Origin of the sequence: Acidovorax sp. KKS102, from assembly GCF_000302535.1 — a bacterium.
Taxonomy (GTDB): domain Bacteria; phylum Pseudomonadota; class Gammaproteobacteria; order Burkholderiales; family Burkholderiaceae_C; genus Acidovorax.
Genome location: NC_018708.1, coordinates 425,131 through 449,299, shown reverse-complemented (window position 1 = coordinate 449,299; position 24,169 = coordinate 425,131). Strand labels below are relative to the sequence as shown.

The window sequence follows — 24,169 nt, the reverse complement described above, 5'->3', positions numbered from 1 at the left end:
TCTTTCCTTTTCTGCTTAGGAGCGTTCCAGCTCGATGTCCAGGCCCAGCGAACGGATTTCCTTGACCAGCACGTTGAACGATTCCGGCATGCCGGCTTCGATGGCGTGTTCGCCCTTGACGATGGATTCGTACACCTTGGTACGGCCCACCACGTCGTCGGACTTCACGGTCAGCATTTCCTGCAGCACGTAGGCGGCGCCGTAAGCTTCCAGCGCCCACACTTCCATTTCCCCGAAACGCTGGCCACCGAACTGGGCCTTGCCGCCCAGAGGTTGCTGCGTCACGAGCAAGTACGGGCCGGTCGAGCGGGCGTGCATCTTGTCGTCCACCAAGTGGTGCAGCTTCAGGTAATGCATGTAGCCGATGGTGGTCGGGCGCTCGAAGCGCTCGCCCGTACGGCCGTCATACAGATACGCCTGGGTGCGCGACTCGGTCAGGCCCTTGCGCTCCTTGATGTCGTCCGGGTAGGCGATCTTGAGCATGTCCTTGATTTCTTCTTCCGAAGCACCGTCGAACACGGGGGTGGCATAGGGCACGCCGTTGGTCAGGTTCTCGGCCATGGCCATCAGCTCGTCGTCGCTGAGCTGCGACAGGTCTTCCTTGCGGCCTCGGGAGTTGTAGACCTCTTCCAGGAACTTGCGCAGTTCAGCTGCCTTGGCCTGCTCCTGGAGCATGTTGCCAATGCGCTGACCAATGCCCTTACCAGCCCAGCCCAGGTGAACTTCCAGCACCTGACCGATGTTCATCCGCGAGGGCACGCCCAGCGGGTTCAGAACGATGTCGGCAGGCGTGCCGTCAGCCATGTAAGGCATGTCTTCGACCGGAACGATCTTGGACACCACACCCTTGTTACCGTGGCGGCCGGCCATCTTGTCACCGGGCTGCAGGCGGCGCTTGACGGCCAGGTACACCTTGACCATCTTCAGCACGCCAGCAGGCAGCTCGTCGCCTTGCGTGAGCTTCTTGCGCTTTTCTTCAAAAGCCAGGTCGAAGCTGTGGCGGGTTTGCTCCAGCGCGTTCTTGATGGATTCGAGCTGTGTGGCGACTTCGTCTTCCGCAGGGCGGATGTCGAACCAGTGGAACTTCTCGACGGAGGCCAGGTAGGCCTTGTCGATCTTCGTGCCCTTGGCCAGCTTTTGTGGGCCACCGTTGGCCACGCGGCCGGTCAGCAGCTTTTCGATACGGTCGAACGCGTCGGCCTCCACGATGCGCAGCTGGTCGTTGAGGTCCAGGCGGAAGCGCTTGAGCTCGTCGTCGATGATCTGCTGAGCGCGCTTGTCGCGCTGGATGCCTTCGCGGGTGAAGACCTGCACGTCGATCACAGTGCCCGACGAGCCTTGGTCCACACGCAGCGAGGTGTCCTTCACGTCCGAAGCCTTCTCGCCGAAGATGGCGCGCAGCAGCTTCTCTTCAGGCGTGAGCGTGGTTTCACCCTTGGGAGTGACCTTGCCGACCAGCGTATCACCAGGCTGCACTTCAGCACCCACGTAGATGATGCCGGACTCGTCCAAGCGGTTCAGTTGCTGTTCCGACAGGTTCGGAATGTCGCGCGTGATTTCTTCAGCGCCCAACTTCGTGTCGCGGGCCATGACCACGAGTTCCTCGATGTGGATCGAGGTGTAGCGGTCTTCCGCCACCACGCGCTCGCTGATCAGGATCGAGTCTTCGAAGTTGTAGCCGTTCCAGGGCATGAACGCGATCAGCATGTTCTGGCCGATGGCGATTTCGCCGAAGTCCGTCGATGCGCCGTCGGCGATCACGTCACCCTTGACCAGCATGTCGCCCTTTTTGACGATGGGACGCTGGTGGATGTTGGTGTTCTGGTTAGAACGCTGGTACTTGATCAGGTTGTAGATGTCCACACCGACTTCACCGGCCACGGCTTCGTCGTCGTTCACGCGCACCACAATGCGGGTGGCATCAACGTAGTCCACCACACCGCCGCGGGTAGCAGTCACCACGGTGCCCGAGTCCACAGCAGCCACGCGCTCGATGCCCGTGCCCACGAGAGGCTTCTCAGGACGCAGCACAGGCACGGCCTGGCGCGACATGTTGGCGCCCATCAACGCGCGGTTCGCGTCGTCGTGCTCCAGGAAAGGCACCAGCGAGGCAGCCACCGACACGATCTGCGCGGGCGACACGTCCATGTACTGCACACGGTCTGCACCGCACAGAATGGACTCACCCTTTTCACGGGCAGAGACCAGCTCACCCGTCAGGCGGCCGTCCTTGTCGAGCTGCGCATTGGCCTGCGCAATCACGTACTTGCCTTCTTCAATCGCCGACAGATAGTCGATGTCGTTGGTCACCTTGCCATCCACCACGCGACGGTAAGGGGTTTCGATGAAACCGTACTCGTTCAGGCGGGCATACAGAGCCAGCGAGTTGATCAGACCAATGTTGGGGCCTTCAGGCGTTTCGATAGGGCAAACGCGACCGTAGTGGGTCACGTGCACGTCACGCACTTCGAAGCCTGCGCGTTCGCGGGTCAGACCACCTGGACCCAGAGCGGACACACGGCGCTTGTGCGTGATTTCGGCCAGCGGGTTGGTCTGGTCCATGAACTGCGACAGCTGCGAAGCACCGAAGAATTCCTTCAGGGCGGCCGAGATCGGCTTGCTGTTGATCAAGTCGTGGGGCATCAGCGGCTCTTGCTCGGCCTGGCCCAGACGCTCCTTCACGGCCTTTTCGATACGTGCGAGGCCCGTACGGTATTGGTTCTCGGCCAGTTCGCCCACGCAACGCACGCGGCGGTTGCCCAGGTGATCGATGTCATCGACTTCGCCATTGCCGTTGCGCAGGTCCACCAGAATCTTGACCACGGCCAGGATGTCTTCGTTGGACAGCACCATGGGGCCGGTGGATTCGTCGCGGCCGATCTTGGCGTTGAACTTCATGCGGCCCACGCGCGACAGGTCGTACGTGTCGGGGTTGTAGAACAGGCGCTGGAACAGGGCCTGCACGGCGTCTTCGGTCGGTGGCTCGCCAGGGCGCATTATGCGGTAGATGGCCACGCGGGCAGCGAACTCATCCACGGTTTCATCGATGCGCAGGGTCTGCGAGATGTAAGCGCCTTGGTCCAGTTCGTTCGTGTAGATGACCTGCAGGTCTTGCACACCAGCAGAACGCAGCTTCTTGAGCAGCGCTTCGGTCAACTCTTCGTTGGCCTTGGCAATGATTTCACCGGTGTCGGCGTCCACAATGTTGCGGGCGACCACACGGCCGATCAGGAAGTCTTCAGGCACGCTGATGTGCGTGGTGCCAGACTGTTCCAGTTCGCGGGTGTGACGGGCGGTGACACGCTTGTCCTTGGCCACGACCACCTTGCCGGACTTGTCGGTGATGTCGAAGCGCGCGACTTCGCCACGCAGACGCTCGGGCACGAACTCCATCTGCGCGCCGCTGTCCATCAGGCGGAAGTTGTCGTTGACGAAGAAGTTCGCCAGGATGGACTCGGGGTTCAGGCCAATGGCCTTGAGCAGGATCGTGACCGGCATCTTGCGGCGACGGTCCACGCGGAAGTACAGGATGTCCTTGGGGTCGAACTCGAAGTCGAGCCAGGAACCACGGTAGGGAATGATGCGTGCCGAGAACAGCAGCTTGCCCGAGCTGTGGGTCTTGCCCTTGTCATGCTCGAAGAACACGCCAGGCGAGCGGTGCAGCTGCGACACGATCACACGCTCGGTACCGTTGATGATGAACGAGCCCTTGTCGGTCATCAGGGGCACTTCGCCCATGTAGACCTCTTGCTCCTTCACTTCCTTGACCACCTTGGACTGCGACGTCGAAGACTCGCGGTCATAGATGATCAATTGCACCTTGGCGCGCACGGCCGAGGCGAAGGTCAGACCACGGGTCTGGCATTCGCGCACGTCAAAAGCCGGCTTGGCCAGGTTGTATTCAATGAACTTCATCTCCACAAAACCGTTGTGGGAGACGATCGGGAAGGCAGCGTCGAATGCAGCCTGAAGGCCTTCGATGGTTCTTTTCTGGGGTGCTGTATCTGCCTGCAGGAAAGCGGTGTATGCGTCCTTCTGCATCTGCAGCAGATAAGGAACTTCGAGCACGCTATCGCGGGTGCCGAAACTTTTGCGAATTCGCTTGCGTTCGGTGTAGGAATAGGCCATGAGATCTCCGGGCAAAGACATGAGTCCTGGGTCTTCGACGACTGACCCGCAAGGAGCGTGGTCCTTGCGGGCTTGGCGGTTGGCCACTACCAACCATGGCGGACGGTGATGCGTTGCACATCACCCGAACCAAGGCGTCTTCTGCTGTCGGGATTGTCAGAAGACACTCGAAAGCCGCGTTGAGAACGGGGCTTGCGGGTGCGCTCTGAAAGCACCAAAGGCTGGAGGCCCTTTGAGGAGCACTCCAGCCCTTGGGCAAGACCAAATTACTTGAGTTCGGCCTTGGCGCCGGCTTCCACCAGCTTCTTGACGGCTGCTTCGGCGTCGGCCTTGGCAATGCCTTCCTTGACGTTCTTGGGAGCGCCGTCCACCAGGTCCTTGGCTTCCTTGAGGCCCAGACCGGTGATTTCGCGCACTGCCTTGATGACGGACACCTTGTTGGCGCCAGCGTCGGTCAGCACCACGTTGAATTCCGTCTTTTCTTCAGCAGCAGCTGCGCCGCCGCCGCCACCAGCGGCAGCAGGAGCAGCCATGGCTGCAGCGCTCACGCCAAACTTCTCTTCAATGGCCTTCACCAGGTCATTGAGTTCCAGGACCGTCATGCTGTCCAGCGCGGTCAAAAATGCGTCTTTATCGAATGCCATTTTGATTTCCTAACAATTGTGTTGGTTGACTGCCCAGCTATCAAGCTGCTGCAGGTTCGGCGGCCGGTGCGGCTACGCCTTCGCCTTTTTTCGCCGCCAGTGCGCCCAGCACGACGGCCGTACGCGACATGGGGGACATAAGCAAGCCACAAATCTGAGCCAGCAAAACTTCCTTGGAAGGAATGTTGGCCAGTTGCTTCACGCCATTGACGTCCAGGGCCTTACCACCGAAAGCGCCACCGCGAATCACCAACTTGTCGTTGGTCTTCGCAAAGTCGGACACCACTTTCGCGGCGGCCACAGCGTCTTCGGAGAAGCCATAGATCAGGGGACCAGTCATCTGGTCTGCCACCACGTCAAACTGGCTGCCTGCCACAGCACGGCGGGCCAGGGTGTTCTTCAGAACACTCAGGCTCACACCCTTGCTGCGAGCATCGACGCGCAGTTTGGTCATGTCGGCGACCGTGATGCCACGGTATTCCGCAATCACAAGCGTTTGAGCTTTAGCGGCGAGGCTGGTCACTTCACTGATGACCGCTTCTTTCTCACTGCGATTAAGACTCAAGGTCTACTCCTTAAATTGCGCATTCGGATTTGCACCCTTTTGCGCGCTCTTGTTGCAGCGACCAACTGTTTCGGAACGGATTCCATCTGCAGCGGGATCGCCATCTGCGTTGGCCCCAAGGAGGGATTAAGTGCGGCGAACCACACACCAACGGTCTTGGATGGCCTGCAGGCAGTTGTTACACCACCCACAGCCCACCACATCAGGCCCTTTGAAAGACCTGAAGATTTCTTATCGCAATTACGCTGCGATGGATTGCGTATCCACGCGGACGCCAACGCCCATCGTGGAGGACACAGCGACCTTGCGCAGGTACAGACCCTTGCTCGAAGCTGGCTTGGCCTTGTTCAGGGCGTCGATCAGTGCAGCCAAGTTGCCTTGCAGCTTTTCGTTGTCGAACGAACGGCGACCGATGGTGCTGTGCACGATACCGGCCTTGTCCACACGGAACTGCACTTGACCCGCTTTGGCGTTCTTCACGGCCGTAGCGACGTCAGGAGTCACGGTGCCCACCTTGGGGTTAGGCATCAGGCCACGGGGGCCCAGGATCTGGCCCAGGGTACCCACGACGCGCATGGCGTCAGGAGCAGCGATCACCACGTCGAACGGCATGTCGCCAGCCTTGACCATGGCGGCCAGGTCGTCCATGCCCACAACGTCAGCACCTGCGGCCTTGGCTTCTTCAGCCTTGGCGCCTTGTGCAAACACGGCCACGCGGGTCGTCTTGCCAGTGCCGTTGGGCAGCACCACAGCGCCACGCACCACTTGGTCCGACTTCTTGGCATCAATGCCCAGCTGCACCGCCACGTCGATGGATTCATCGAACTTGGCCGTTGCGGCTTCTTTCACCAGCGCCACTGCGTCTGCAAAAGCGTACAGCTTGGTGCTGTCAACCTTGCCCTGCAGGGCCTTTTGCTTTTTCGTCAACTTGGCCATTTACAAACCCTCCACCGTCACGCCCATCGAGCGTGCGGAACCAGCCAGCGTACGGACAGCAGCGTCAACGTTCGCGGCGTTCATGTCCTTCATCTTGGTCTTGGCGATTTCTTCGAGCTGTTCGCGCGTGATCTTGCCGACCTTGGTCTTCAGGGCATTGGAAGAACCCTTTTCGAGCTTGATGGCCTTCTTGATCAGAGTCGTCGCAGGCGGCGTCTTGATGATGAAGGTAAAGCTCTTGTCTGCAAACGCCGTGATGACCACGGGCAATGGCAGGCCGGGCTCCACACCTTGGGTCTGCGCATTGAATGCCTTGCAGAACTCCATGATGTTGAGGCCACGCTGACCCAGTGCTGGGCCGATAGGTGGGGATGGATTGGCCTTACCAGCTGGAACTTGCAGCTTGATAAAACCGACGATTTTTTTCGCCATGTTTTACTCCTGACGGGTCATAACGCTTGTGTTGCACAGTGCAACCACCAACTCCCCGGGGTTAACGACTCACTGTGACGATGTCCGCACCGAGCCGAAAAGTGCGGCACCCAAAAATTTTGTCCAGATCACCGAGGTCGAACGCCTCAATGATCACAGGACTTATGTCTTTTCGACCTGTCCGAATTCCAGCTCCACCGGGGTAGAGCGGCCAAAGATCATCACGGAAACGCGCACACGGCTCTTTTCGTAATTGACCTCTTCCACGGAACCATTGAAGTCTGTGAAAGGACCTTCCTTGACGCGCACCAGTTCGCCCACCATAAACTCGATCTTGTGGCGCGGCTTGTCGGTGCCTTCCTGCATCTGGCTGACGATCTTTTGCACTTCGTCTTCCGAGATGGGCGCCGGACGGTTCTTGGCCCCGCCCACAAAACCCGTCACCTTGTTGGTGTGCTTCACCAAGTGCCAGGTGTCGTCATCCATCACCATCTCAACGAACACATAGCCAGGGAACAAGCGACGCTCCGTCGTCTTGCGCTGACCGTTTTTCATTTCGACGACTTCTTCGGTCGGCACCAGAATGCGGCCGAATTTGTCCTGCATGCCAGAGCGGCCGATCCGCTCCTGAATATTGCGCTCCACCGCCTTTTCCATGCCTGAATAGGCATGAACGATGTACCAGCGCAAGTCGGGATTGGCCGAGGCCGAAGCGCCTGCAGGAGCCTGTGCTCCCGTGATTTCCGCAGCGGTCGTCATGACTTTCTCCAACCCAAAATCAAGTCGTACAAGACCCATTCCAGCGTCTTGTCCGTGAACCACAGGAAAAGCGCCATGATCACCACAAAGGCAAACACATAGGCCGTCATCTGCAAGGTTTCCTTGCGGGTGGGCCAGACCACCTTTTTCACTTCGCGCCATGCATCCTTGGCAAACGCGACAAACTGACGCCCGGATTCCGACACCAGAAACACTGCGGCAGCCGCGACCAGTCCGACGATCAGCGCAGCCCACTGCACAACAGCGCCCTGCTTGCCCAACAAATAAAAGCCCGCAACAGATGCAATGACCAAAGCCACCACCGCTGCGAGCTTGGCCTTGTCTGCGCCTGTATTGACAGTTTCAACCTGTGAAGTGGCCATCTTTGAGTATTTCCTGCTTCCGATTCACGGCATCACCTAAGACACCGAAGCCCGCCAGGGTCTGGCGGGCTTGTTGGGGGCCACATTCAAGTGGCAGGGGCAGTAGGAATCGAACCTACAACCTTCGGTTTTGGAGACCGACGCTCTGCCAATTGAGCTATACCCCTGTATACCTTGCTTGATTAAGCAATGATCTTGGCCACGACGCCAGCGCCCACGGTGCGGCCGCCTTCGCGGATAGCGAAGCGCAGACCTTCTTCCATGGCGATGGGGTTGATCAGCTTCACAGTGATCGACACGTTGTCACCAGGCATAACCATTTCCTTGTCGGCTGGCAGCTCGATGGCGCCAGTCACGTCGGTCGTGCGGAAGTAGAACTGGGGACGGTAGTTGTTGAAGAAAGGAGTGTGGCGGCCGCCTTCGTCCTTGCTCAGCACATACACCTCAGCCGTGAAGTGGGTGTGGGGCTTGATCGAGCCGGGCTTGCACAGCACTTGGCCGCGCTCCACGTCTTCGCGCTTGGTACCGCGCAGCAGCAGGCCGACGTTGTCGCCAGCTTGGCCTTGGTCCAGCAGCTTGCGGAACATTTCCACGCCGGTGCAGGTGGTCTTTTGCGTGTCGCGGATACCCACGATTTCGATTTCTTCGCCGACCTTGATGATGCCGCGTTCCACGCGACCGGTCACCACGGTGCCGCGGCCGGAGATGGAGAACACGTCTTCCACAGGCATCAGGAAGGCGCCGTCCACAGCGCGCTCAGGCGTGGGGATGTAGGTGTCCAGGGCTTCGGCCAGCTTCATGATGGCTTCTTCACCCAGCTTGCCCTTGTCGCCTTCCAGGGCGAGCTTGGCGGAGCCACGGATGATGGGGGTGTCGTCGCCTGGGAAGTCGTACTTGTCCAGGAGTTCGCGCACTTCCATTTCGACGAGTTCCAGAAGTTCTTCGTCGTCCACCATGTCGCACTTGTTCAGGAACACGATGATGTAAGGCACGCCCACTTGGCGGGCCAGCAGGATGTGCTCGCGGGTCTGGGGCATGGGGCCGTCAGCAGCGGAGCAAACCAGGATAGCGCCGTCCATCTGGGCAGCGCCGGTGATCATGTTCTTCACATAGTCGGCGTGGCCGGGGCAGTCCACGTGGGCGTAGTGGCGGTTGGCCGTTTCGTATTCCACGTGGGCGGTGTTGATCGTGATACCGCGGGCCTTTTCTTCGGGCGCAGCGTCGATCTGGTCGTAGGCCTTGGCTTCGCCGCCGAACTTGGAGGACAGCACCGTGGCGATAGCCGCCGTCAGCGTCGTCTTGCCATGGTCCACGTGACCGATCGTGCCCACGTTCACGTGGGGCTTGGTCCGCTCGAATTTTCCTTTTGCCATTTTTCCGACTCCGAAAAAAATCTATATCTACACAACAGGATCTCGGCGCAACCAGAACCGGACGCACCAGAAAGTGGTGCCCATGGCGGGAATCGGACCCGCGACCTCTCCCTTACCAAGGGAGTGCTCTACCACTGAGCCACATGGGCAATTGACACTGCTTGCACAGCACCAAAAATTTCTACTCAACAAACCAACGCAATGAACAATGGAGCGGGAGACGGGAATCGAACCCGCGTCATTAGCTTGGAAGGCTAGGGTTCTACCATTGAACTACTCCCGCGCAGACCACCGGCCTTTGCGAACTTGACCCCATCTTGCACGGCCAAGCAACACTCTCAACACTGCTCACTCACTGGTGGAGGGGACTGGATTCGAACCAGTGTAGGCGTAAGCCAACAGATTTACAGTCTGCCCCCTTTAGCCACTCGGGCACCCCTCCGGAGAATTTCGAATTATAGCACCAATTTTTTGCACGTTTAAAAAATTAAACGCACTTGACACCCATCACAAGCACTGGCAATGCTTGCTGCTGAATCTATCGTTGGCGCGGCTGGCGGGGATCGAACCCACGACCCTTGGCTTCGGAGGCCAATACTCTATCCACTGAGCTACAGCCGCACACCTCTGACTTACGCAGCCTTTGATTATTGCACGCGGCAGGATTCCTACCAAACAAAGCCCCAGCGTTCAACCACGACAGGGCCGCACGGACTCCTTCGACCCGTCCAGCGACAAGCCCACCCCCTGAAGAAATGCGTCAGTGCTGGCACCACCCACGCGAACGAGATCGAAGCCACCCTCATTGAGGATCCAGTTGCGAATCAATCCATCAAAAAGAGCGTGCAGGCTGATGGCCGCCTCCATGGCTGACATCGACAGCGCCACCCCCTGCGACTCCGCCGCCAACGCAAAGTCACGCGCTAACTGCTGCGTAAAACCCTCAGAGGCCGCCACGTGGCGCTCACGCAAGCCCATCAGCTCGCTCACGTACTCCACCTTGTACAAAGCAATTTCGAAAACCCGGCGGGTGTGCTCGTCCGAGGTCACACTGCGAAACACCAACGCCATCACCGCCCGCAGCCGCTGCACTGGATCAGCACAAGCACTGTCTTCAAAGCTGGCAAAACCCTGCTCCAGCGGCAGCGTGACCCGATCCATCATGGCGCCAAAAAGATCTACCTTGTCCTTGAAATGCCAGTAGATCGCGCCACGGGTAGCCCCCGCAGCCTGCGCAATATCACTTAGAGACGCCCGGGACACCCCCTTCTCCCGAAACACCAATTCAGCCGCATCGATCAACCCGTTACGGGTGGCGATTGCATCTTCTTTTGTCCGGCGCGCCATAGTCAAACACCTTGTTGAGTCTCCAAAACCCCTACAGCTGCGGAGGGGCATCTGTCGCAGTCAACAATTATACATTCATGTCTGTATGTATAATTTCCGATCAAACTGGCGGGACTTCGCGCAGCGCCCTGAGCCCGGCCTGGCCTAGTGGCTCCCTCCCTTTTCTGACGCACATCCAAAGGACTTCCATGCCCCAACTGCATGACGCATCCGGCACCCCGCAACTGCGTGCCACCACCACCCGACGAGTGCTTTCGCTGGCGGCCATCAGCGCAGCGGTACTGCTGGTATCCGCCTGCGGCAAGGCCGATGGACAGGCCGCCGGTGCGGGTGGTCCCAAACCCCCGCCCGTCGAAGTGGGCGTGGTCACCACCACCCCGGGCGATGTAGGCATGATCACCGAGTTGCCTGGCCGCGTGGAGGCATCGCGCGTGGCCCAGGTGCGCGCCCGGGCCGCAGGCATCCTCCAGCAGCGGGTGTTCAAGGAAGGCAGCGACGTCAAGGCGGGGCAAGTGCTGTTCCGCATTGATCCCGCTCCCTACGCAGCAGCGGCAGAAAGTGCACGCGCCAGCCTCGCCAAGGCACAGGCCAATCTGGCGCAGGCCAGCGCACAGGCAGAACGCTATCGCCCGCTGGTCGCCGCCAATGCCATCAGCAAACAGGACTTTGTGAATGCCGAAGCGGCTGAAAAACAAGCCCAGGCCGACGTGGCGGCTGCCAAGGCCGCTGTGCGCACCGCAGACATCAACCTCAGCTATGCCAGCGTGACCGCCCCCATCTCCGGCCGCATCGGTCGCGCACTGGTCACGGAAGGCGCCCTGGTGGGCCAGGGCGAAGCGACCGCCTTGGCCGTGGTGCAGCAGATCGACCCGGTGTACGTCAATTTCACCCAATCGGCCGCAGACGTGTTCCAGCTGCGCCGTGCCATGGAAAGCGGGCAATTCAAGCGCGCGGGCGGCGGACAGGGGGCCAGCGTCAAGCTGGTGCTCAGCGATGGCTCTGAATACGCACAAGCCGGCAAGCTGCTGTTCACAGATTTGTCGGTGGACTCCACCACCGGCCAGGTCACCCTGCGCGCCGAAGTGCCCAACCCCAAGGGCGAACTGCTGCCCGGCCTGTACCTGCGCGTGCGGATTGAACAGGCGCAGGCCAGCAACGCCATCACCCTGCCCCAGCAGGCTGTCACGCGGACCCAGCAGGGCGACACGGTCAGCGTGGTGGGCGAGGACGGCAAGGTGTCCCAACGCACCGTCAAGATCAGTGCCGCGCAGAACAACCGCTGGGTGGTGCTGGACGGACTGAAGGCGGGAGAAAAAGTGATGGTGGACGGGTTCCAGAAGCTGCAGATGCTGCCTCCCGGGACCCCGGTCAAGCCCGTTCCATGGCAAGCACCAGGCACGCCTGCGCCGGCAGCGGCGACTGCCTCAGCGCCCACCTCCGCAGAGGCGCCGACAGCGCCCGCTTCGGCCGCATCCAAGCCATAAGGGGCAATCCAGCATGGCCAAATTTTTCATTGACCGCCCCATCTTTGCGTGGGTGATTGCGCTGTTCATCATGGTGATGGGCGGCGTGGCCATCACGCAGCTACCCATTGCACAGTACCCGCCGGTGGCACCACCGTCCATCGTCATCAACGCGGCCTACCCCGGCGCATCGGCGCAAACCCTCGAAGACAGCGTGCTGTCGGTCATCGAACGCGAGATGAACGGCTCCCCCGGGCTGATCTACATGGAATCGGTCGCGCAAGCCGATGGTTCCGGCAGCATCACGCTGAGCTTCCAACCTGGCACCAATGCAGACCTGGCACAGGTGGACGTGCAGAACCGGCTCTCGCGCGCCTCGCCGCGCCTGCCGTCTGCCGTGACGCAACAGGGCGTGCGCGTGGACAAGTCGCGCTCCAACTTCCTGTTGTTCACCATGCTGTCGTCCACCAACCCGGCCACGGACACCGTGGCGCTGGGCGACTATGCCTCGCGCAACGTAGTGCCAGAACTGCAACGCCTCAAAGGCATTGGTCAGGCGCAACTCTTCGGCACCGAACGAGCGATGCGCATCTGGATCGACCCGGCCAAGATGCTGAGCTACAACCTGTCAGCCGCCGAGATCACCGCTGCCATCCGCGCCCAGAACGCCCAGGTGGCCAGCGGCACCATTGGCGACCTGCCCAACGTCGCGGGCCAGGGCATTGCTGCCACTGTGGTGGTCAACGGGCAACTGTCCAGCGTCGAGCAGTTCGGCAACATCGTGTTGCGTGCGAACACCGATGGCTCCACCGTTCGCATCAAGGATGTGGCGCGTGTGGAACTGGGCGGCCAGGCCTACGCCACCGCTGCGCGCCTGAACGGCAAGCCCGCCGTCGGCATCGGCGTTCAGTTGTCGCCCAGCGGCAATGCGCTGGAGGCAGCCAAGGATGTGCGCGCCAAGATGGACGAGCTGTCGCGCTACTTCCCGGAAGGCATGAGCTGGAGCATTCCTTACGACAGCTCGCGCTTCGTGGACATCTCCATCAAGCAGGTGGCTGAAACCCTGGTCGAGGCCGTGGTGCTGGTGTTCCTGGTGATGTTCCTGTTCCTGCAGAACTGGCGCTACACCATCATCCCGACCATCGTGGTGCCGATTGCGCTGCTGGGCACGTTTGCCACGCTGCTCGCGCTGGGCTTCTCGATCAACGTGCTGACGATGTTCGGCATGGTGCTGGTGATCGGTATCGTGGTGGACGATGCCATCGTGGTGGTGGAGAACGTCGAGCGCATCATGAGCGAAGAAGGCCTGTCTCCACTGGAGGCCACCCGCAAAGCCATGCGCCAGATCTCGGGCGCCATCATAGGCGTGACGGTGGTGCTGATCTCGGTGTTCGTGCCGCTGGCCTTTTTTGCAGGCTCCACCGGCAACATCTACCGCCAGTTCTCGGCGGTGATGGTGGCCTCCATTGGCTTCTCGGCCTTCATGGCGCTGTCGCTCACGCCAGCGCTGTGCGCCACGCTGCTCAAACCCGTAGAGGCTGGGCATCACCACGAGAAAACTGGCTTCTTTGGCTGGTTCAATCGCGGCTTTTCGCGCACCGCCAAGGGCTATGAAGGTTTTGTGGCGCGCATCCTCCGTCGCGCTGCGCGTTACCTCGTGATCTACGCCGCCATCATCGGCGCCGTGGCAGTGGTCTACATGCGCCTGCCCACATCGTTCCTGCCCAGCGAGGACCAGGGCAACATCATCGTCAACGTGCAGCTGCCACCCGGCGCCACGCAAGAGCGGACGCTGGCCGTGATGGAGCAGGTCGAAGGCTTCATCCTGAAGCAGCCTGAAGTGCAGAGCATGGTGGGCGTGCTGGGCTTCAGCTTCTCCGGCCAGGGGCAGAACGCGGCCCTCGCGTTTGTGACCCTCAAGGACTGGAGCGAACGCCATGGCCCCGGCCAGTCAGCGCAGGACGTGGCCAACCGGGCCTTTGGTGCGCTGATGGGCATTCGCGATGCGTTCATCTTCCCGTTGAGCCCGCCACCCATTCCCGAGCTGGGCAACGCCAGCGGCTTCACGTTCCGCCTGCAAGACCGGGGCGGCGCAGGGCACGAAGCCCTGGTGAAGGCCCGCAACCAGTTGCTGGGCATGGCCTCGCAGAGCAAGGTGCTGACGCAGTTGCGCCCTGATGGTCTGGAAGATGCTCCGCAGTTGCAGATCGACATAGACCGCGACAAAGCCAACGCGCTGGGTGTGCCGTTTGATGCTATCAACTCCGCGCTGTCCACCGCGCTGGGCTCCAGCTATGTGAACGACTTCCCGAACCAGGGCCGCCTGCAGCGGGTGGTGGTGCAGGCCGATGCGCCGGCGCGCATGCAGCCCGACGATCTGCTGCAGATCAATGCCACCAACAGCCAGGGCAAACCGGTGCCGCTGTCGGCGTTCGCAACCACGCGCTGGGTGACCGGCGCGCAGCAAACTGTGCGCTACAACGGCTACCCCGCCATGCGTATTTCCGGCTCGCCAGCGCCGGGCTACAGCACGGGAGCTGCCATGGCCGAGATGGAGAAGCTCGCTGGCCAACTGCCCCAAGGCTTCGGTTTTGAATGGACCGGCCAGTCGCGCGAAGAAAAGCTGGCAGGGTCGCAGTCGCTCATCCTGTATAGCTTTGCCATCCTGGCCGTGTTCCTGTGCCTGGCCGCGCTGTACGAGAGTTGGTCGATCCCGCTGGCCGTGATCCTGGTGGTGCCCCTGGGCGTGCTGGGCGTGCTGCTGGCCACCTTGCTACGCGGCTATGCCAATGACGTGTACTTCCAGGTGGGCCTGATCACCATCATTGGCCTGTCGGCGAAAAACGCCATCCTGATCATCGAGTTTGCCAAGGACCTGCAGGCCCAAGGCAAGGGCGTGATCGAGTCGGCGCTGGCCGCCGCGCACCTGCGGTTCCGCCCCATCGTGATGACCTCGATGGCGTTCGGCCTGGGTGTGCTGCCACTGGTGGTTGCGTCGGGCGCAGGCTCTGCCAGCCAGCGGGCCATCGGCACTGGCGTGCTGGGTGGCATGGTCACCGGCACCGCCCTGGCCGTGTTCTTTGTGCCCGTGTTCTTTGTGGTGGTGCGCAGCCTGTTCAAGGGCAGCGCACGCCAGCAGGAAATGAACCGCCGCCATGCAGAAGAAGCAGGAGTTGGAACCCATGACTAAACACCGCCGTACCCCCCTGGCACTGGCAGCGGCCGCAGCGGCGGCGCTGCTGGCGGGCTGCTCGTTCATTCCGACGTACGAGCGTCCTCAGCCTCCCGTCCCTCCCACTTACGCCGGCGCTGCAGCAACGACGGACGGCGCAGCGGTTCAGCCGGGCGCCACCGTGCCCTGGCAGAACTACTTTGCCGAGCCACGCCTGCAGCAGCTCATCGGCATTGCGCTGGCCAACAACCGCGACCTGCGGGTGGCGATGCTTAACATCGAGCAGGCCCGGGCCACCTACCAGGTGCGCCGTGCCGACCTGTACCCGGGTGTGGGACTGGCCGCCAATGCCAGCCGGGCCCCTGCCACGGGCACGGGCAACCTGACCAACTCATTCAGCGTGGGTCTGGCCGTATCCGCATGGGAAATCGACTTCTTTGGCCGCATTGCCAGCCTCAAGGAACAAGCGCTCGCCCAATACCTCGCCACGGAAGAAGGCCGCAGCGCCGCACAGGTGAGCCTGGTGGCGGCAGTGGCCAATGGCTGGCTGACACTGCTGGCCGACGAGGAGCTGCTGGACCTGTCGCGCCAGACCCTTGCCTCGCGCGAGGAGTCGGTGCGCCTGACCAAGATGCGCCTGGACGCGGGTGTGGCCTCCGAGCTTGACTTCCGCCAGGCAGAGTCGCTCACCCAGGCGGCGCGCGCCACGCTGGCACAGCAACAGCGCCAGCGCGCGCTCGACGAAAACGCGCTGGTTCTGCTGCTGGGCCAAGCACTGCCTCAGGACGTGCGCGCCAGTCTGGCGGGTGGCAAGCTGGCCGACGCGCCTGCGATGGCACCGCTACCTGCTGGCGTGCCGTCAGAGCTGCTCACCCGCCGGCCAGACATCCGCCAAGCGGAGCAGCAACTGATTGGCGCTAACGCCAACATCGGCGCAGCGCGGGCGGCGTTTTTCCCGCGCATCTCCCTGACAGCGCAGGCAGGCACCGCCAGCGGCGAGCTGTCCGGCCTGTTCAAGAACGGCTCCTGGGGCTTCACCATCGCGCCATCGCTGCTGTTGCCCATTTTTGACGCGGGCCGCAACCAGGCCAATCTGGACAGCGCCCGGGTCGGTCGGGAGATTGCCGTGGCGCAGTACGAAAAAGCCATCCAGACCGCGTTCCGCGAGGTCTCGGACGCGCTGGCCGGGCAAGCCACCCTGGGCGAACAGGCCCAGGCCCAGCAACAGCAGGCTCAGGCAGAAGCCGCGCGCCTGCAACTGGCCGACCTGCGATACCGCAACGGCGTGGCCAGTTATCTGGACTTGCTGGACGCACAACGCTCGCTGTTCACGGCCCAGCAGGCCGTGGTGCAAGTCCGGCTGGCGCAACTGCAAAACCAGGTGTCGCTGTACAAGGCGCTGGGGGGCGGAGCACCCGACACCAGCGCCCAGGCCCCCTCCTGACGCCCAGGGCTGAAGCGCGCGCAGCCCCCTGGGGCACTGCGCGCGCTGGGGCAAACCCGTGGTGGTCTGCATCAAGCGGGGATCGGAATAACCATCCCCGCAGATATAATTTAAGGTTGATTACACCGAAGCCCCCGATACACCTGAGGACGACATGAGCGACAACCACCACGAAGAAGCCCATACCGGCCCGATCAAGAACCCCAAGCAGTTGCTGGTCGCGGTACTTTTCTCGTTTGTAGTTCCGATCTTTGCCATCATTGGCTTGGTCCTGTATGTGACGTCGGCGGACAAGCCCGCTGCCGGTGCCGTCAACCCCGAAAAGGCCATCGCCGAACGCATCCAGAAGATCGGCATGGTCGAAGTGCGCGACGCCAACCGCCCCCTCAAGAGCGGCGAAGAAGTCTTCAAGGCCCAGTGCTCGGCCTGCCATGCCTCCGGTGCTGCAGGTGCCCCCAAGTTTGGTGATGCAGCTGCCTGGGCTGCGCGCATTGGCACCGGGTTTGAAGCCCTGGTGCAGTCCGCCCTGAAGGGCAAGGGCGCCATGGCCCCCCAAGGCGGCGGCGACTTCAACGACACCGAAATCGCACGCGCCGTGGCCTACATGGCCAACGCGGGTGGCGCCAAGTTTGCCGAACCTGCTGCTCCCGCCGCTGCGGCCCCTGCCGCCCAGGCAGACGCAGCCCCAGCGGCCGCTCCTGCACCAGCACCTGCCGCAGCCCCTGCAGCGGCTGCGCCCGCTGTAGCGGTAGCTGCCGCACCTGCAGCCGCCGCAGCAGGCGCTGGCGAGGCTCTGTACAAGCAGGCTTGCCAGGTGTGCCATGCTGCCGGTGTGGCCGGTGCTCCCAAGTTTGGTGACAAGGCCGCATGGGCCGCTCGCCTGCCCGCAGGCATCGATGCGCTGTACACCAGTGTCGCCAAGGGCAAAGGCGCCATGCCTCCCCGTGGTGGTACACAAGCCTCTGACGCCGATCTGCGCGCGGCGGTGGAGTTCATGGCAGCCGCCGCCAAGTAAGGCAGCCCCTTCACCCTGCCCAGGCGGGGTAGAAACTCAGTTCCAAAGCCGGTCCTTGCGACCGGTTTTGTCGTTTTGGACCCCATCCCGCTCAGCGATGAGCAGCAGTCAGTGCCTGCAACTCAGGGCGGAGGGCCGTGTAGCAGAGCGTCAGTTTGGCCGCGACGCCCCGGCTTGCGACCTGGCACCCGGGCTGCAGACATACCCGTAGCGCACCGGCAGGTCCTTCGCCTGCACGTCCTCGGGCATCCAGCGCCCATCGGTCACCGCCTCTGCAGCCAGTGCCACGTCCAGCGTGTGCACCAGCCCGAGGCCCAGGTCTGTCTCCAGGTACACACGGCCCAGTTCGTCCAGCAGGCAGCGGCGCACCAACGCCTCCCGACCGGTGTGGCTGACGGCACGCAGGTCCTGCGGCTGCAGGCGCCAGACCCAGGGCGTGGCCTCCAGTTCCACATACACGCGCTGGGGGCCGTTTTGAAAGAACCACTGCCCCTGGTCGTCATGCTCGTAATTGCGCGCGATGAAAGCCAGCAACTTGTCGTGCTGCAGCAGCGTGCCTTTGCTGTGCGGAAACGCGCCCGCCGCCTGCACGGCGTCGTCGCGCAGATACCAGTGGCCGCGCGCATCCAGGCCCAGCCAGCCATAGCAGTCGGGCACGTTGGGCCATTTGGCCAGTGCCTGTTTGACGATGTCATCCATGGGCGGATTGTGCTCCGTGCAGCGCCAGGGCCCCACTGTGCTCGGCCAGCCACCCTCCCACCGCATCGGGCATGGCGCGCACATGCCCGGGTGGCAACCCACGCGGGAACCCCACATGCCCGCCGTGCGCCGGCTGCCAGAGCGTCACATGGCGCCCTACCTCGCGCACGCCCGGCAGGCTGCCAGCGGGCACAAAGGGGTCGTTGCGCGCGTTCACCACCAGGGCCGGAATGCGGATGCGGTGCAGCAGCGGCTTGGCCGACGCGCGCAGCCAGTAGTCCTCGGTATTGCGAAACCCATGGACCGGCGCTGTGAACACGTTGTCGAACGCGTACAGATCCCGCGCGGCCAGCAGCGCCTGCCGGTCAAACAGCCCCGGGTGCTGGGCCAGCTTCTGCAGTGCCTTGGGCACCAGAGTGCGCATGAACATGCGCGTGTACACCAGCCGGTTGAAGCCACGCCCAATGGCATGGCCGCCCGCTGCCAGGTCGATGGGAGAGCACACGGCCGCCACCGCATCTGCGCTGCGCTCAGCGTCAGTGCCCACTTCGGCGGCCCAGCGCAGCAGGGCATTGCCGCCCAGTGACACCCCTACCGCCATCAGCGGCCCCTGGTGGCGCGCGCGCAGTTGCTCCAGCATCCAGCCGATCTCGGCGTAGTCGCCTGAGTGGTAGGCGCGCGGGGCGCGGTTGATCTCCCCACTGCACCCCCGAAAGTGCGGCAGCGCGCAGGCCCAGCCGCGCTCGCGGGCCAGGTCGGCAAAGGCTTCGCAGTAATGGCTGCGCGACGAGCCTTCCAGGCCGTGGAACACCACCAGCAGCGGCCGGGGAGCGTCAGCGACCACACCATCCTGCAGAAAGTCCACGTCGACGAAATCGCCGTCGGGGGTGTCCCAGCGCTCACGGCGGTACTCAGGACGCGGGCCGAACACCCGGCGCGCGTACAGCGCGGGCCAGATCGTTTGCAACTGACCCCCGGGCAGCCAGCGAGGCGCTATGTAGTTCATAGCTGTCAAGGTATGTTTTGTCGGCGCATACAGCCAATTGGGCCCAAAATCCTCACGCAGGAGCCTCTCAATGCAGAACGGGGCGCTGCGCCAGCACATCCACCTGGGCATCGGGCGCCACGCCAGGGCTGGCGTGGTGGGCCACCAAACGCCAGCCTTCGGGAGTCTTGTGGTACACGTTGGTGGCCATGACCACGGCCTGGTGCAGGCCATCGGGCAGCATCACCTCGACCTGCTCGACCACGCTGTGCACGGCACTCGACAGTGCCACCACGCGGTGCACCTGGGCCGGCCGGGCACGCACGGTGCCATGCGAGAACATGGCCTCGAACGCGGCACGGATGGCCGCAGGCCCCAGCAGGCGCGGCCCCCCCGGATGCACGCAGACGATCTCGTCGTCGTCTGCCCAGCACGACATCAGCAGATCGATGTCACCGCGCTGCAGCGCCTCATAGAACGCGGATTCGGTTTCATCCGAAGAGCCACCCAGAGTGGCTGCTTTTGATCGGGCGCGGGGCATGTGGATTCAGGGGGTAAGTGGGTTGGAATGGCGTGACAGGTGCAACGCGAGGCTGCTATTGTGCGGCGGCGGTGCAATGCCTTGCTGCGTACCGATTTTGTACGCGCTCTGGAGGTGCCCCCACTGCGACAGATCCTCCACAAATTTTGCTGTCTTGCGCATCGCGGTTTCTGGCACAGTCATCTCATTTCTCCATCGGCGGACTCCACCATCATGATGATCCAACGTCTACTTGCCCTCCTCACCCTGCTCGCTGCCACACTCACACTGAGCGGCTGCGGTTACAACGACTTCCAGCGCCTGGACGAGCAGTCCAAGGCCGCGTGGAGCGAAGTGCTCAACCAGTACCAGCGCCGTGCCGACCTGGTGCCCAACATCGTCGCCACCGTCAAGGGCGAGGCCAACTTTGAGCAAGAAACACTGACCAAGGTGGTCGAGGCCCGTGCCAAGGCCACCGCCATCCAGGTCACCCCCGAAACCCTGAACAACCCCGAGGCTTTCAGCAAGTTCCAGCAGGCCCAGGGCGAGTTGTCCAGCGCCTTGTCGCGCCTGATGGTCGTGTCCGAGCGCTACCCCACCCTGCAGGCCAACCAGGGCTTTCGCGACCTGCGGGTGACGCTGGAAGGCACCGAAAACCGCATCACCGTGGCCCGCAACCGCTACATCCAGACGGTGCAGGAGTACAACGTGCTGGCCCGCAGCTTCCCCACCAACCTCACAGCCATGGCCTTCAGCTACGCCCCCAAGCCCAGTTTTACCGTGGCCAACGAGGCCCAGATTGCCGTGCCGCCCACGGTGGACTTCTCCGCATCCAAGGCCAAACCCTGAACACCCCTTGCATGGCCTGATGTGAGCCAAAAATGCTGCTAGCGCCCATTCGACATGCCCTGATAGCTATATTTTTGATAGCTTCATGGCCCGTCTTTGGCTGGGCCCAATCGCAGCCGCTGGCGGTGCCCCCGCTGACCGGCCACGTCATGGATCAGACAGGCACGCTCAGCGCCAATGACATTCAGGCGCTGGAGGGCCAGTTGGTTGCGCTCGAAAAATCGCGCGGCTCGCAAGTCGTGGTGCTGATGGTGCCCACCACGGCACCGGAAGATATCGCCGCCTATGCCAACCGCGTCGGCAACCAGTGGAAGATCGGGCGCCGCGACGTGGGTGACGGTGTGCTGGTGGTGGTCGCCAAGAACGACCGCAAGATGCGCATTGAGGTCGCCAAATCGCTGGAAGGCGCCATCCCCGACATCGCAGCAGCGCGCATCATCGACGGCGCGATGAAGCCCCGCTTTCAGCAAGGCGACTTTGCGGGAGGCCTTGGTGCAGCGATCACGCAGATCGGCGCGCGCATCGCGGGCGAAGCCCTGCCCGCCCCGACTGAGGCACCCTCTCCTGCCGCCGGCGGCAGCAGTCATGGTCTGTTCGACTGGACGGACTTTGCCATCTTCCTGTTCTTTGGCGTCATGGTGGCCGGCCCGTTGGCTCGCAGCCTCCTGGGGGCTGCGCTGGGCGGACTGGCGGTAGGAGGCGGCGTAGGCGCCCTGGCGTTTGTGTTCACCTCCAGCCTGCTGCTGTCGGTGGGCGCGGGCGTGATTGCGCTGCTCTACACCTGGCTTTTCGGTGGCAGCAGCGGCCCTATCAGCCTGGGGCATGGCGGCGGAGGTTCCGGGGGCTGGAGCAGCGGCAGCTCGGGCGGATTCAGCAGCAGCGGTGACAGCGGCGGCTTCAGTTCGGGCGGCGGGGGCGATTTTGGTGGCGGCGGTGCATCGGGGGACTGGTGATGGGTGTTGAGAACAGCGGGCAACCAACGCACACGCTATGGCGTTCCATCTGGAGGCTCGTCCACCATCGCTGGCACGACGCCTTCGGCCGATCCGCCATCCCGTTGCAAGCACTGCAGCGCCTCGGCGCGCAGGTCGCTGCCAGCGAGCGGCAGCACACCGGGCAGATTCGCATCGTGGCGGAAGCGGGGCTCCCCTGGAGCTACCTGCGCCGTCACGCCAATGCACGCGAACGCGCGCTGATGCTGTTCAGCAAACACCGCGTGTGGGACACCGAACACAACAACGGCGTGCTGATCTACCTGCTGATGCCGGAACATGCGTTCGAGATCGTGGCCGACCGGGGCTTGGCACGGCATGTCCCACCCACCGCATGGCAGGAGATGGCGACGAAGATGTCGGCCCAGTTTCAGCAAGGCCACTACGAAGAAGGCCTGGCACAGGCCGTGGGCGCGGTAGGTGCCCTGCTGGTGGAGCACTTTCCGCGCGCCACCGATTCGCCTTCCGTCAACGAGCTACCCGACGCGCCGGTCGTGCGCTGAATACCGGCTGGCGGCCATCCCGAGCATCTACAACGCGACGCGAATCAGAGCGCCCAGAGGGCAGCCATTGTGTGTATGGGCGGGCTGCAGCTCAGCCAGACGACACGTGCAGTTCAGCCGCAAACTGCTTTCCATGGGCATTGAATTGAACACCCCACATCCAGCCCCAGCAGGCCACATTGCGGAGCTAACCCGCTGACTCTTCGCAGGTGCGCCCGTCACACGCCTTCGGCTCTACAGCCCTGCAACCCTGCAACCGTCCTGAATATGTATCCGGGTTATCCATCAGCAGGTAACTATCTCCGACCGAACCAGTGCCCCAAGCCAACGGACTGGCCCTCATCCCATCTTCATTGTTTCCAATACTGGAACAGTTAGTTCGCGACCCGGTGGTTTTTCTCTGCACCCCACCGGCGTACAGTTCATCCCATCGATGAGCCGAACCCGCAAGGCGACTCACCGAACCCGGTCCCAGGCAGCTTTCTTTGTTTTTGGCGCTTTGTCCCGGTTTTTTTGAGCCGCTTCTTTAACTTCAAGGATTTTTCATCATGAACAACACCGCACGTTTCCTGTCTATCGCCGCTGTCGCCGCTTTCGCTTCTTTTGGTGCCCAGGCTGATGAAGCCGATGCTTCGCAATTCGCCACCAAGTTTGAAACCAACCGCACCCGCGCTGAAGTGCAAGCCGAAGCCGCTACCGTGGCTCAGACCCGCTCGATCGAACCCGCTGGTTCGCGTGTGGTGACTTACAAGTCCACGGCTGACCGCGCTGCCGTGCGTGCCCAGGCTGCTGAAGCTGTGCGTACCGGCCAGATTTCTTCGGGTGAGCGCGGCTGATTGACCCGGGGCGGCTGAATCTGCCGCCCTGGTTGCGCCGTATCTCTCAGTACCCAAGTCCCTCTTTTTCAGATTTTCCGGAGTTTCACCATGAACAAGTCTGTCCGTTTCCTGTCCGTTGCTGCTGTTGCCGCTTTCGCCGCTTTTGGTGCCCACGCTGACGAAGCCGATGCTTCGCAGTTCGCCACCAAGTTCGAAACCAACCGCACCCGTGCTGAAGTGGCTGCTGAAGCCGCTACCGTGGCACAAACCCGCAGCCAAGAGCCTGCTGGTTCGCGTGTGGTGACCTACAAGTCCACCGCTGACCGCGCTGCTGTGCGTGCCCAGGCTGCTGAAGCCCTGCGCACGGGCCAGATCTCTTCGGGCGAAATCGGCAACGCGATGTAATTGCCACAGGCCCCGTGCGCACGGCATGGGGGCTTCGTGAAAGAGCTGTGCAAATGCAAAAGGCCGGGGCCCTGTGAAGGGCCCCGGCCTTTTTGTTTGTGCGTAAGCCTTTTGGAGCGGAGATCAAGTGACCAGCTTCGCAGAGGCCATTGCTGGTGAGTTGCTACGCCGTCGATAGGCCATACTGCGCCTCCGCTTATAGGAGTATGGCGGTGTACGTCTGGAGCGTTGTCACCGCGACAGAAACAAAAAAACCCGGCAATGCCGGGTTTTTTTGCCGCACCAGAGTGCTCGCGAAAGCTTACTTCTTCTGGCGGAACTTGCGCAGTGCGGCAATCTGGGCAGCCATGACGGCCAGCTCGGACTGGGCCTTGGCCAGATCGATGTCGCTCTTGGCGTTCTTGAGCGCTTCTTCGGCTGCAGACTTGGCCGCGTTGGCCTTCTCGTCGTCCAGATCCTTGCCACGGATGGCGGTGTCCGACAACACGGTCACGCAGTTGGGTTGCACTTCCAGAATGCCACCGGCCACGAAAACGAACTCTTCGCCACCGTCAGCCATTTCGATGCGCACCGAGCCCGGCTTGATGCGGGTGATCAGCGGGGTGTGGCGGGGGTAGATGCCCAACTCGCCAGCTTCGCCAGGCAGAGCGACAAAGCGCGCTTCACCGGAGAAGATGGACTCTTCGGCACTGACCACATCAACGTGGATGGTGTTCATCATTGCTCCTAGGAAAAGG

23 protein-coding genes and 5 tRNA genes are annotated in these 24,169 nt (G+C 62.3%); 9 read left to right on the top strand and 19 right to left on the bottom strand.

The window, feature by feature from the left end:
• Positions 1-15: 15 nt before the first annotated feature.
• The 14 genes from rpoB to C380_RS02045 form a co-directional block, all read right to left on the bottom strand.
• Entirely contained in the window at positions 16-4,128 is a 4,113-nt protein-coding gene (gene rpoB, locus C380_RS02110) for a DNA-directed RNA polymerase subunit beta (RefSeq protein WP_015012235.1), read from the bottom strand.
• Between the two features lie 266 nt (positions 4,129-4,394).
• On the bottom strand, positions 4,395-4,772 hold the full coding sequence (gene rplL, locus C380_RS02105) for a 50S ribosomal protein L7/L12 (RefSeq protein WP_015012234.1): 378 nt from the start codon (positions 4,770-4,772) through the stop codon (positions 4,395-4,397).
• 40 nt (positions 4,773-4,812) lie between these two features.
• Positions 4,813-5,337 carry a 50S ribosomal protein L10 gene (gene rplJ, locus C380_RS02100; protein WP_015012233.1) on the bottom strand — a complete coding sequence of 175 codons (525 nt, stop codon included), beginning with the start codon at positions 5,335-5,337 and terminating at the stop codon, positions 4,813-4,815.
• 240 nt (positions 5,338-5,577) lie between these two features.
• The gene (gene rplA, locus C380_RS02095) at positions 5,578-6,273 is read right to left on the bottom strand and encodes a 50S ribosomal protein L1 (protein WP_015012232.1); all 696 of its coding nucleotides are present in this window, start codon (positions 6,271-6,273) and stop codon (positions 5,578-5,580) included.
• Positions 6,274-6,705 (bottom strand): 50S ribosomal protein L11, encoded by a 432-nt coding sequence (rplK, locus tag C380_RS02090; protein ID WP_008907082.1) that lies wholly within the window; start codon positions 6,703-6,705, stop codon positions 6,274-6,276.
• Between the two features lie 162 nt (positions 6,706-6,867).
• Positions 6,868-7,464: a transcription termination/antitermination protein NusG gene (gene nusG, locus C380_RS02085; RefSeq protein ID WP_015012231.1), complete on the bottom strand. Its 597-nt coding sequence runs from the start codon at positions 7,462-7,464 to the stop codon at positions 6,868-6,870.
• Positions 7,461-7,847, bottom strand: coding sequence for a preprotein translocase subunit SecE (gene secE / locus C380_RS02080; RefSeq protein WP_015012230.1), 387 nt, complete (start codon positions 7,845-7,847; stop codon positions 7,461-7,463). Before secE ends, nusG begins: the two co-directional genes overlap by 4 nt.
• 91 nt (positions 7,848-7,938) lie before the next feature.
• Positions 7,939-8,014 (bottom strand) — tRNA-Trp (locus C380_RS02075).
• 15 nt (positions 8,015-8,029) lie between these two features.
• Complete coding sequence (gene tuf, locus C380_RS02070; RefSeq protein ID WP_015012187.1) at positions 8,030-9,220, bottom strand: elongation factor Tu; 1,191 nt, start codon at positions 9,218-9,220, stop codon at positions 8,030-8,032.
• A gap of 74 nt (positions 9,221-9,294) precedes the next feature.
• Positions 9,295-9,369: transfer RNA gene (locus C380_RS02065), tRNA-Thr, on the bottom strand.
• A gap of 60 nt (positions 9,370-9,429) precedes the next feature.
• Positions 9,430-9,503, bottom strand: a tRNA-Gly gene (locus tag C380_RS02060).
• Positions 9,504-9,576: 73 nt separating this feature from the next.
• Positions 9,577-9,662 (bottom strand) — tRNA-Tyr (locus C380_RS02055).
• Between the two features lie 103 nt (positions 9,663-9,765).
• Positions 9,766-9,841, bottom strand: a tRNA-Arg gene (locus C380_RS02050).
• Between the two features lie 69 nt (positions 9,842-9,910).
• Complete coding sequence (locus C380_RS02045) at positions 9,911-10,567, bottom strand: TetR family transcriptional regulator (RefSeq protein ID WP_015012229.1); 657 nt, start codon at positions 10,565-10,567, stop codon at positions 9,911-9,913.
• A 188-nt stretch (positions 10,568-10,755) separates the two neighbouring features.
• Between C380_RS02045 and C380_RS02040 the strand changes: the two genes are divergently transcribed.
• From C380_RS02040 to C380_RS02025, 4 genes are all read left to right on the top strand, one after another.
• Complete coding sequence (locus C380_RS02040) at positions 10,756-12,051, top strand: efflux RND transporter periplasmic adaptor subunit (RefSeq protein WP_015012228.1); 1,296 nt, start codon at positions 10,756-10,758, stop codon at positions 12,049-12,051.
• A gap of 13 nt (positions 12,052-12,064) precedes the next feature.
• On the top strand, positions 12,065-15,220 hold the full coding sequence (locus C380_RS02035) for an efflux RND transporter permease subunit (protein WP_015012227.1): 3,156 nt from the start codon (positions 12,065-12,067) through the stop codon (positions 15,218-15,220).
• Positions 15,213-16,646, top strand: a complete 1,434-nt coding sequence (locus C380_RS02030) for an efflux transporter outer membrane subunit (protein ID WP_043565932.1) — start codon at positions 15,213-15,215, stop codon at positions 16,644-16,646. The genes C380_RS02035 and C380_RS02030 overlap by 8 nt, the downstream gene beginning before the upstream one ends.
• A gap of 154 nt (positions 16,647-16,800) precedes the next feature.
• Positions 16,801-17,661, top strand: coding sequence for a cytochrome c5 family protein (locus C380_RS02025; RefSeq protein WP_015012225.1), 861 nt, complete (start codon positions 16,801-16,803; stop codon positions 17,659-17,661).
• Positions 17,662-17,811: 150 nt separating this feature from the next.
• Here C380_RS02025 and C380_RS02020 read toward each other — a convergent pair whose 3' ends face one another.
• The 4 genes from C380_RS02020 to C380_RS25210 form a co-directional block, all read right to left on the bottom strand.
• Positions 17,812-18,360, bottom strand: a complete 549-nt coding sequence (locus tag C380_RS02020; RefSeq protein ID WP_015012224.1) for a DUF2946 family protein — start codon at positions 18,358-18,360, stop codon at positions 17,812-17,814.
• Positions 18,353-19,366: a YheT family hydrolase gene (locus tag C380_RS02015; RefSeq protein WP_015012223.1), complete on the bottom strand. Its 1,014-nt coding sequence runs from the start codon at positions 19,364-19,366 to the stop codon at positions 18,353-18,355. The genes C380_RS02020 and C380_RS02015 overlap by 8 nt, the downstream gene beginning before the upstream one ends.
• A 67-nt stretch (positions 19,367-19,433) precedes the next feature.
• Positions 19,434-19,886, bottom strand: coding sequence for a nuclear transport factor 2 family protein (locus C380_RS02010; protein ID WP_015012222.1), 453 nt, complete (start codon positions 19,884-19,886; stop codon positions 19,434-19,436).
• Between the two features lie 6 nt (positions 19,887-19,892).
• Positions 19,893-20,069 (bottom strand): hypothetical protein, encoded by a 177-nt coding sequence (locus C380_RS25210; RefSeq protein ID WP_168162342.1) that lies wholly within the window; start codon positions 20,067-20,069, stop codon positions 19,893-19,895.
• A gap of 33 nt (positions 20,070-20,102) precedes the next feature.
• On the opposite strand from C380_RS25210, the gene C380_RS02005 reads away from it, so the two are divergent.
• From C380_RS02005 to C380_RS01985, 5 genes are all read left to right on the top strand, one after another.
• The gene (locus tag C380_RS02005) at positions 20,103-20,714 is read left to right on the top strand and encodes a LemA family protein (RefSeq protein ID WP_043565926.1); all 612 of its coding nucleotides are present in this window, start codon (positions 20,103-20,105) and stop codon (positions 20,712-20,714) included.
• 32 nt (positions 20,715-20,746) lie between these two features.
• Positions 20,747-21,667, top strand: coding sequence for a YgcG family protein (locus C380_RS02000; protein ID WP_015012220.1), 921 nt, complete (start codon positions 20,747-20,749; stop codon positions 21,665-21,667).
• 104 nt (positions 21,668-21,771) lie between these two features.
• Complete coding sequence (locus C380_RS01995) at positions 21,772-22,209, top strand: TPM domain-containing protein (protein ID WP_015012219.1); 438 nt, start codon at positions 21,772-21,774, stop codon at positions 22,207-22,209.
• A 548-nt stretch (positions 22,210-22,757) separates the two neighbouring features.
• Positions 22,758-23,045, top strand: coding sequence for a hypothetical protein (locus tag C380_RS01990; protein ID WP_015012218.1), 288 nt, complete (start codon positions 22,758-22,760; stop codon positions 23,043-23,045).
• A 90-nt stretch (positions 23,046-23,135) separates the two neighbouring features.
• Complete coding sequence (locus tag C380_RS01985) at positions 23,136-23,432, top strand: hypothetical protein (protein ID WP_015012217.1); 297 nt, start codon at positions 23,136-23,138, stop codon at positions 23,430-23,432.
• A gap of 301 nt (positions 23,433-23,733) precedes the next feature.
• Here the strand turns inward: C380_RS01985 and C380_RS01980 are convergent, their stop codons facing one another.
• Positions 23,734-24,150, bottom strand: a complete 417-nt coding sequence (locus C380_RS01980) for a F0F1 ATP synthase subunit epsilon (RefSeq protein WP_015012216.1) — start codon at positions 24,148-24,150, stop codon at positions 23,734-23,736.
• Between the last annotated feature and the right edge of the window lie 19 nt (positions 24,151-24,169).

What these genes read in the sequence shown, in the direction of transcription:
- rpoB (WP_015012235.1), bottom strand. Translation starts at nt 4,128, where the DNA reads ATGGCCTATTCCTACACCGAACGCAAGCGAATTCGCAAAAGTTTCGGC.
- rplL (WP_015012234.1), bottom strand. Translation starts at nt 4,772, where the DNA reads ATGGCATTCGATAAAGACGCATTTTTGACCGCGCTGGACAGCATGACG.
- rplA (WP_015012232.1), bottom strand. Translation starts at nt 6,273, where the DNA reads ATGGCCAAGTTGACGAAAAAGCAAAAGGCCCTGCAGGGCAAGGTTGAC.
- rplK (WP_008907082.1), bottom strand. Translation starts at nt 6,705, where the DNA reads ATGGCGAAAAAAATCGTCGGTTTTATCAAGCTGCAAGTTCCAGCTGGT.
- nusG (WP_015012231.1), bottom strand. Translation starts at nt 7,464, where the DNA reads ATGACGACCGCTGCGGAAATCACGGGAGCACAGGCTCCTGCAGGCGCT.
- secE (WP_015012230.1), bottom strand. Translation starts at nt 7,847, where the DNA reads ATGGCCACTTCACAGGTTGAAACTGTCAATACAGGCGCAGACAAGGCC.
- tuf (WP_015012187.1), bottom strand. Translation starts at nt 9,220, where the DNA reads ATGGCAAAAGGAAAATTCGAGCGGACCAAGCCCCACGTGAACGTGGGC.
- C380_RS02045 (WP_015012229.1), bottom strand. Translation starts at nt 10,567, where the DNA reads ATGGCGCGCCGGACAAAAGAAGATGCAATCGCCACCCGTAACGGGTTG.
- C380_RS02040 (WP_015012228.1), top strand. Translation starts at nt 10,756, where the DNA reads ATGCCCCAACTGCATGACGCATCCGGCACCCCGCAACTGCGTGCCACC.
- C380_RS02035 (WP_015012227.1), top strand. Translation starts at nt 12,065, where the DNA reads ATGGCCAAATTTTTCATTGACCGCCCCATCTTTGCGTGGGTGATTGCG.
- C380_RS02030 (WP_043565932.1), top strand. Translation starts at nt 15,213, where the DNA reads ATGACTAAACACCGCCGTACCCCCCTGGCACTGGCAGCGGCCGCAGCG.
- C380_RS02025 (WP_015012225.1), top strand. Translation starts at nt 16,801, where the DNA reads ATGAGCGACAACCACCACGAAGAAGCCCATACCGGCCCGATCAAGAAC.
- C380_RS02020 (WP_015012224.1), bottom strand. Translation starts at nt 18,360, where the DNA reads ATGGATGACATCGTCAAACAGGCACTGGCCAAATGGCCCAACGTGCCC.
- C380_RS02015 (WP_015012223.1), bottom strand. Translation starts at nt 19,366, where the DNA reads ATGAACTACATAGCGCCTCGCTGGCTGCCCGGGGGTCAGTTGCAAACG.
- C380_RS02010 (WP_015012222.1), bottom strand. Translation starts at nt 19,886, where the DNA reads ATGCCCCGCGCCCGATCAAAAGCAGCCACTCTGGGTGGCTCTTCGGAT.
- C380_RS25210 (WP_168162342.1), bottom strand. Translation starts at nt 20,069, where the DNA reads ATGACTGTGCCAGAAACCGCGATGCGCAAGACAGCAAAATTTGTGGAG.
- C380_RS02005 (WP_043565926.1), top strand. Translation starts at nt 20,103, where the DNA reads ATGATCCAACGTCTACTTGCCCTCCTCACCCTGCTCGCTGCCACACTC.
- C380_RS02000 (WP_015012220.1), top strand. Translation starts at nt 20,747, where the DNA reads ATGCTGCTAGCGCCCATTCGACATGCCCTGATAGCTATATTTTTGATA.
- C380_RS01990 (WP_015012218.1), top strand. Translation starts at nt 22,758, where the DNA reads ATGAACAACACCGCACGTTTCCTGTCTATCGCCGCTGTCGCCGCTTTC.
- C380_RS01985 (WP_015012217.1), top strand. Translation starts at nt 23,136, where the DNA reads ATGAACAAGTCTGTCCGTTTCCTGTCCGTTGCTGCTGTTGCCGCTTTC.
- C380_RS01980 (WP_015012216.1), bottom strand. Translation starts at nt 24,150, where the DNA reads ATGAACACCATCCACGTTGATGTGGTCAGTGCCGAAGAGTCCATCTTC.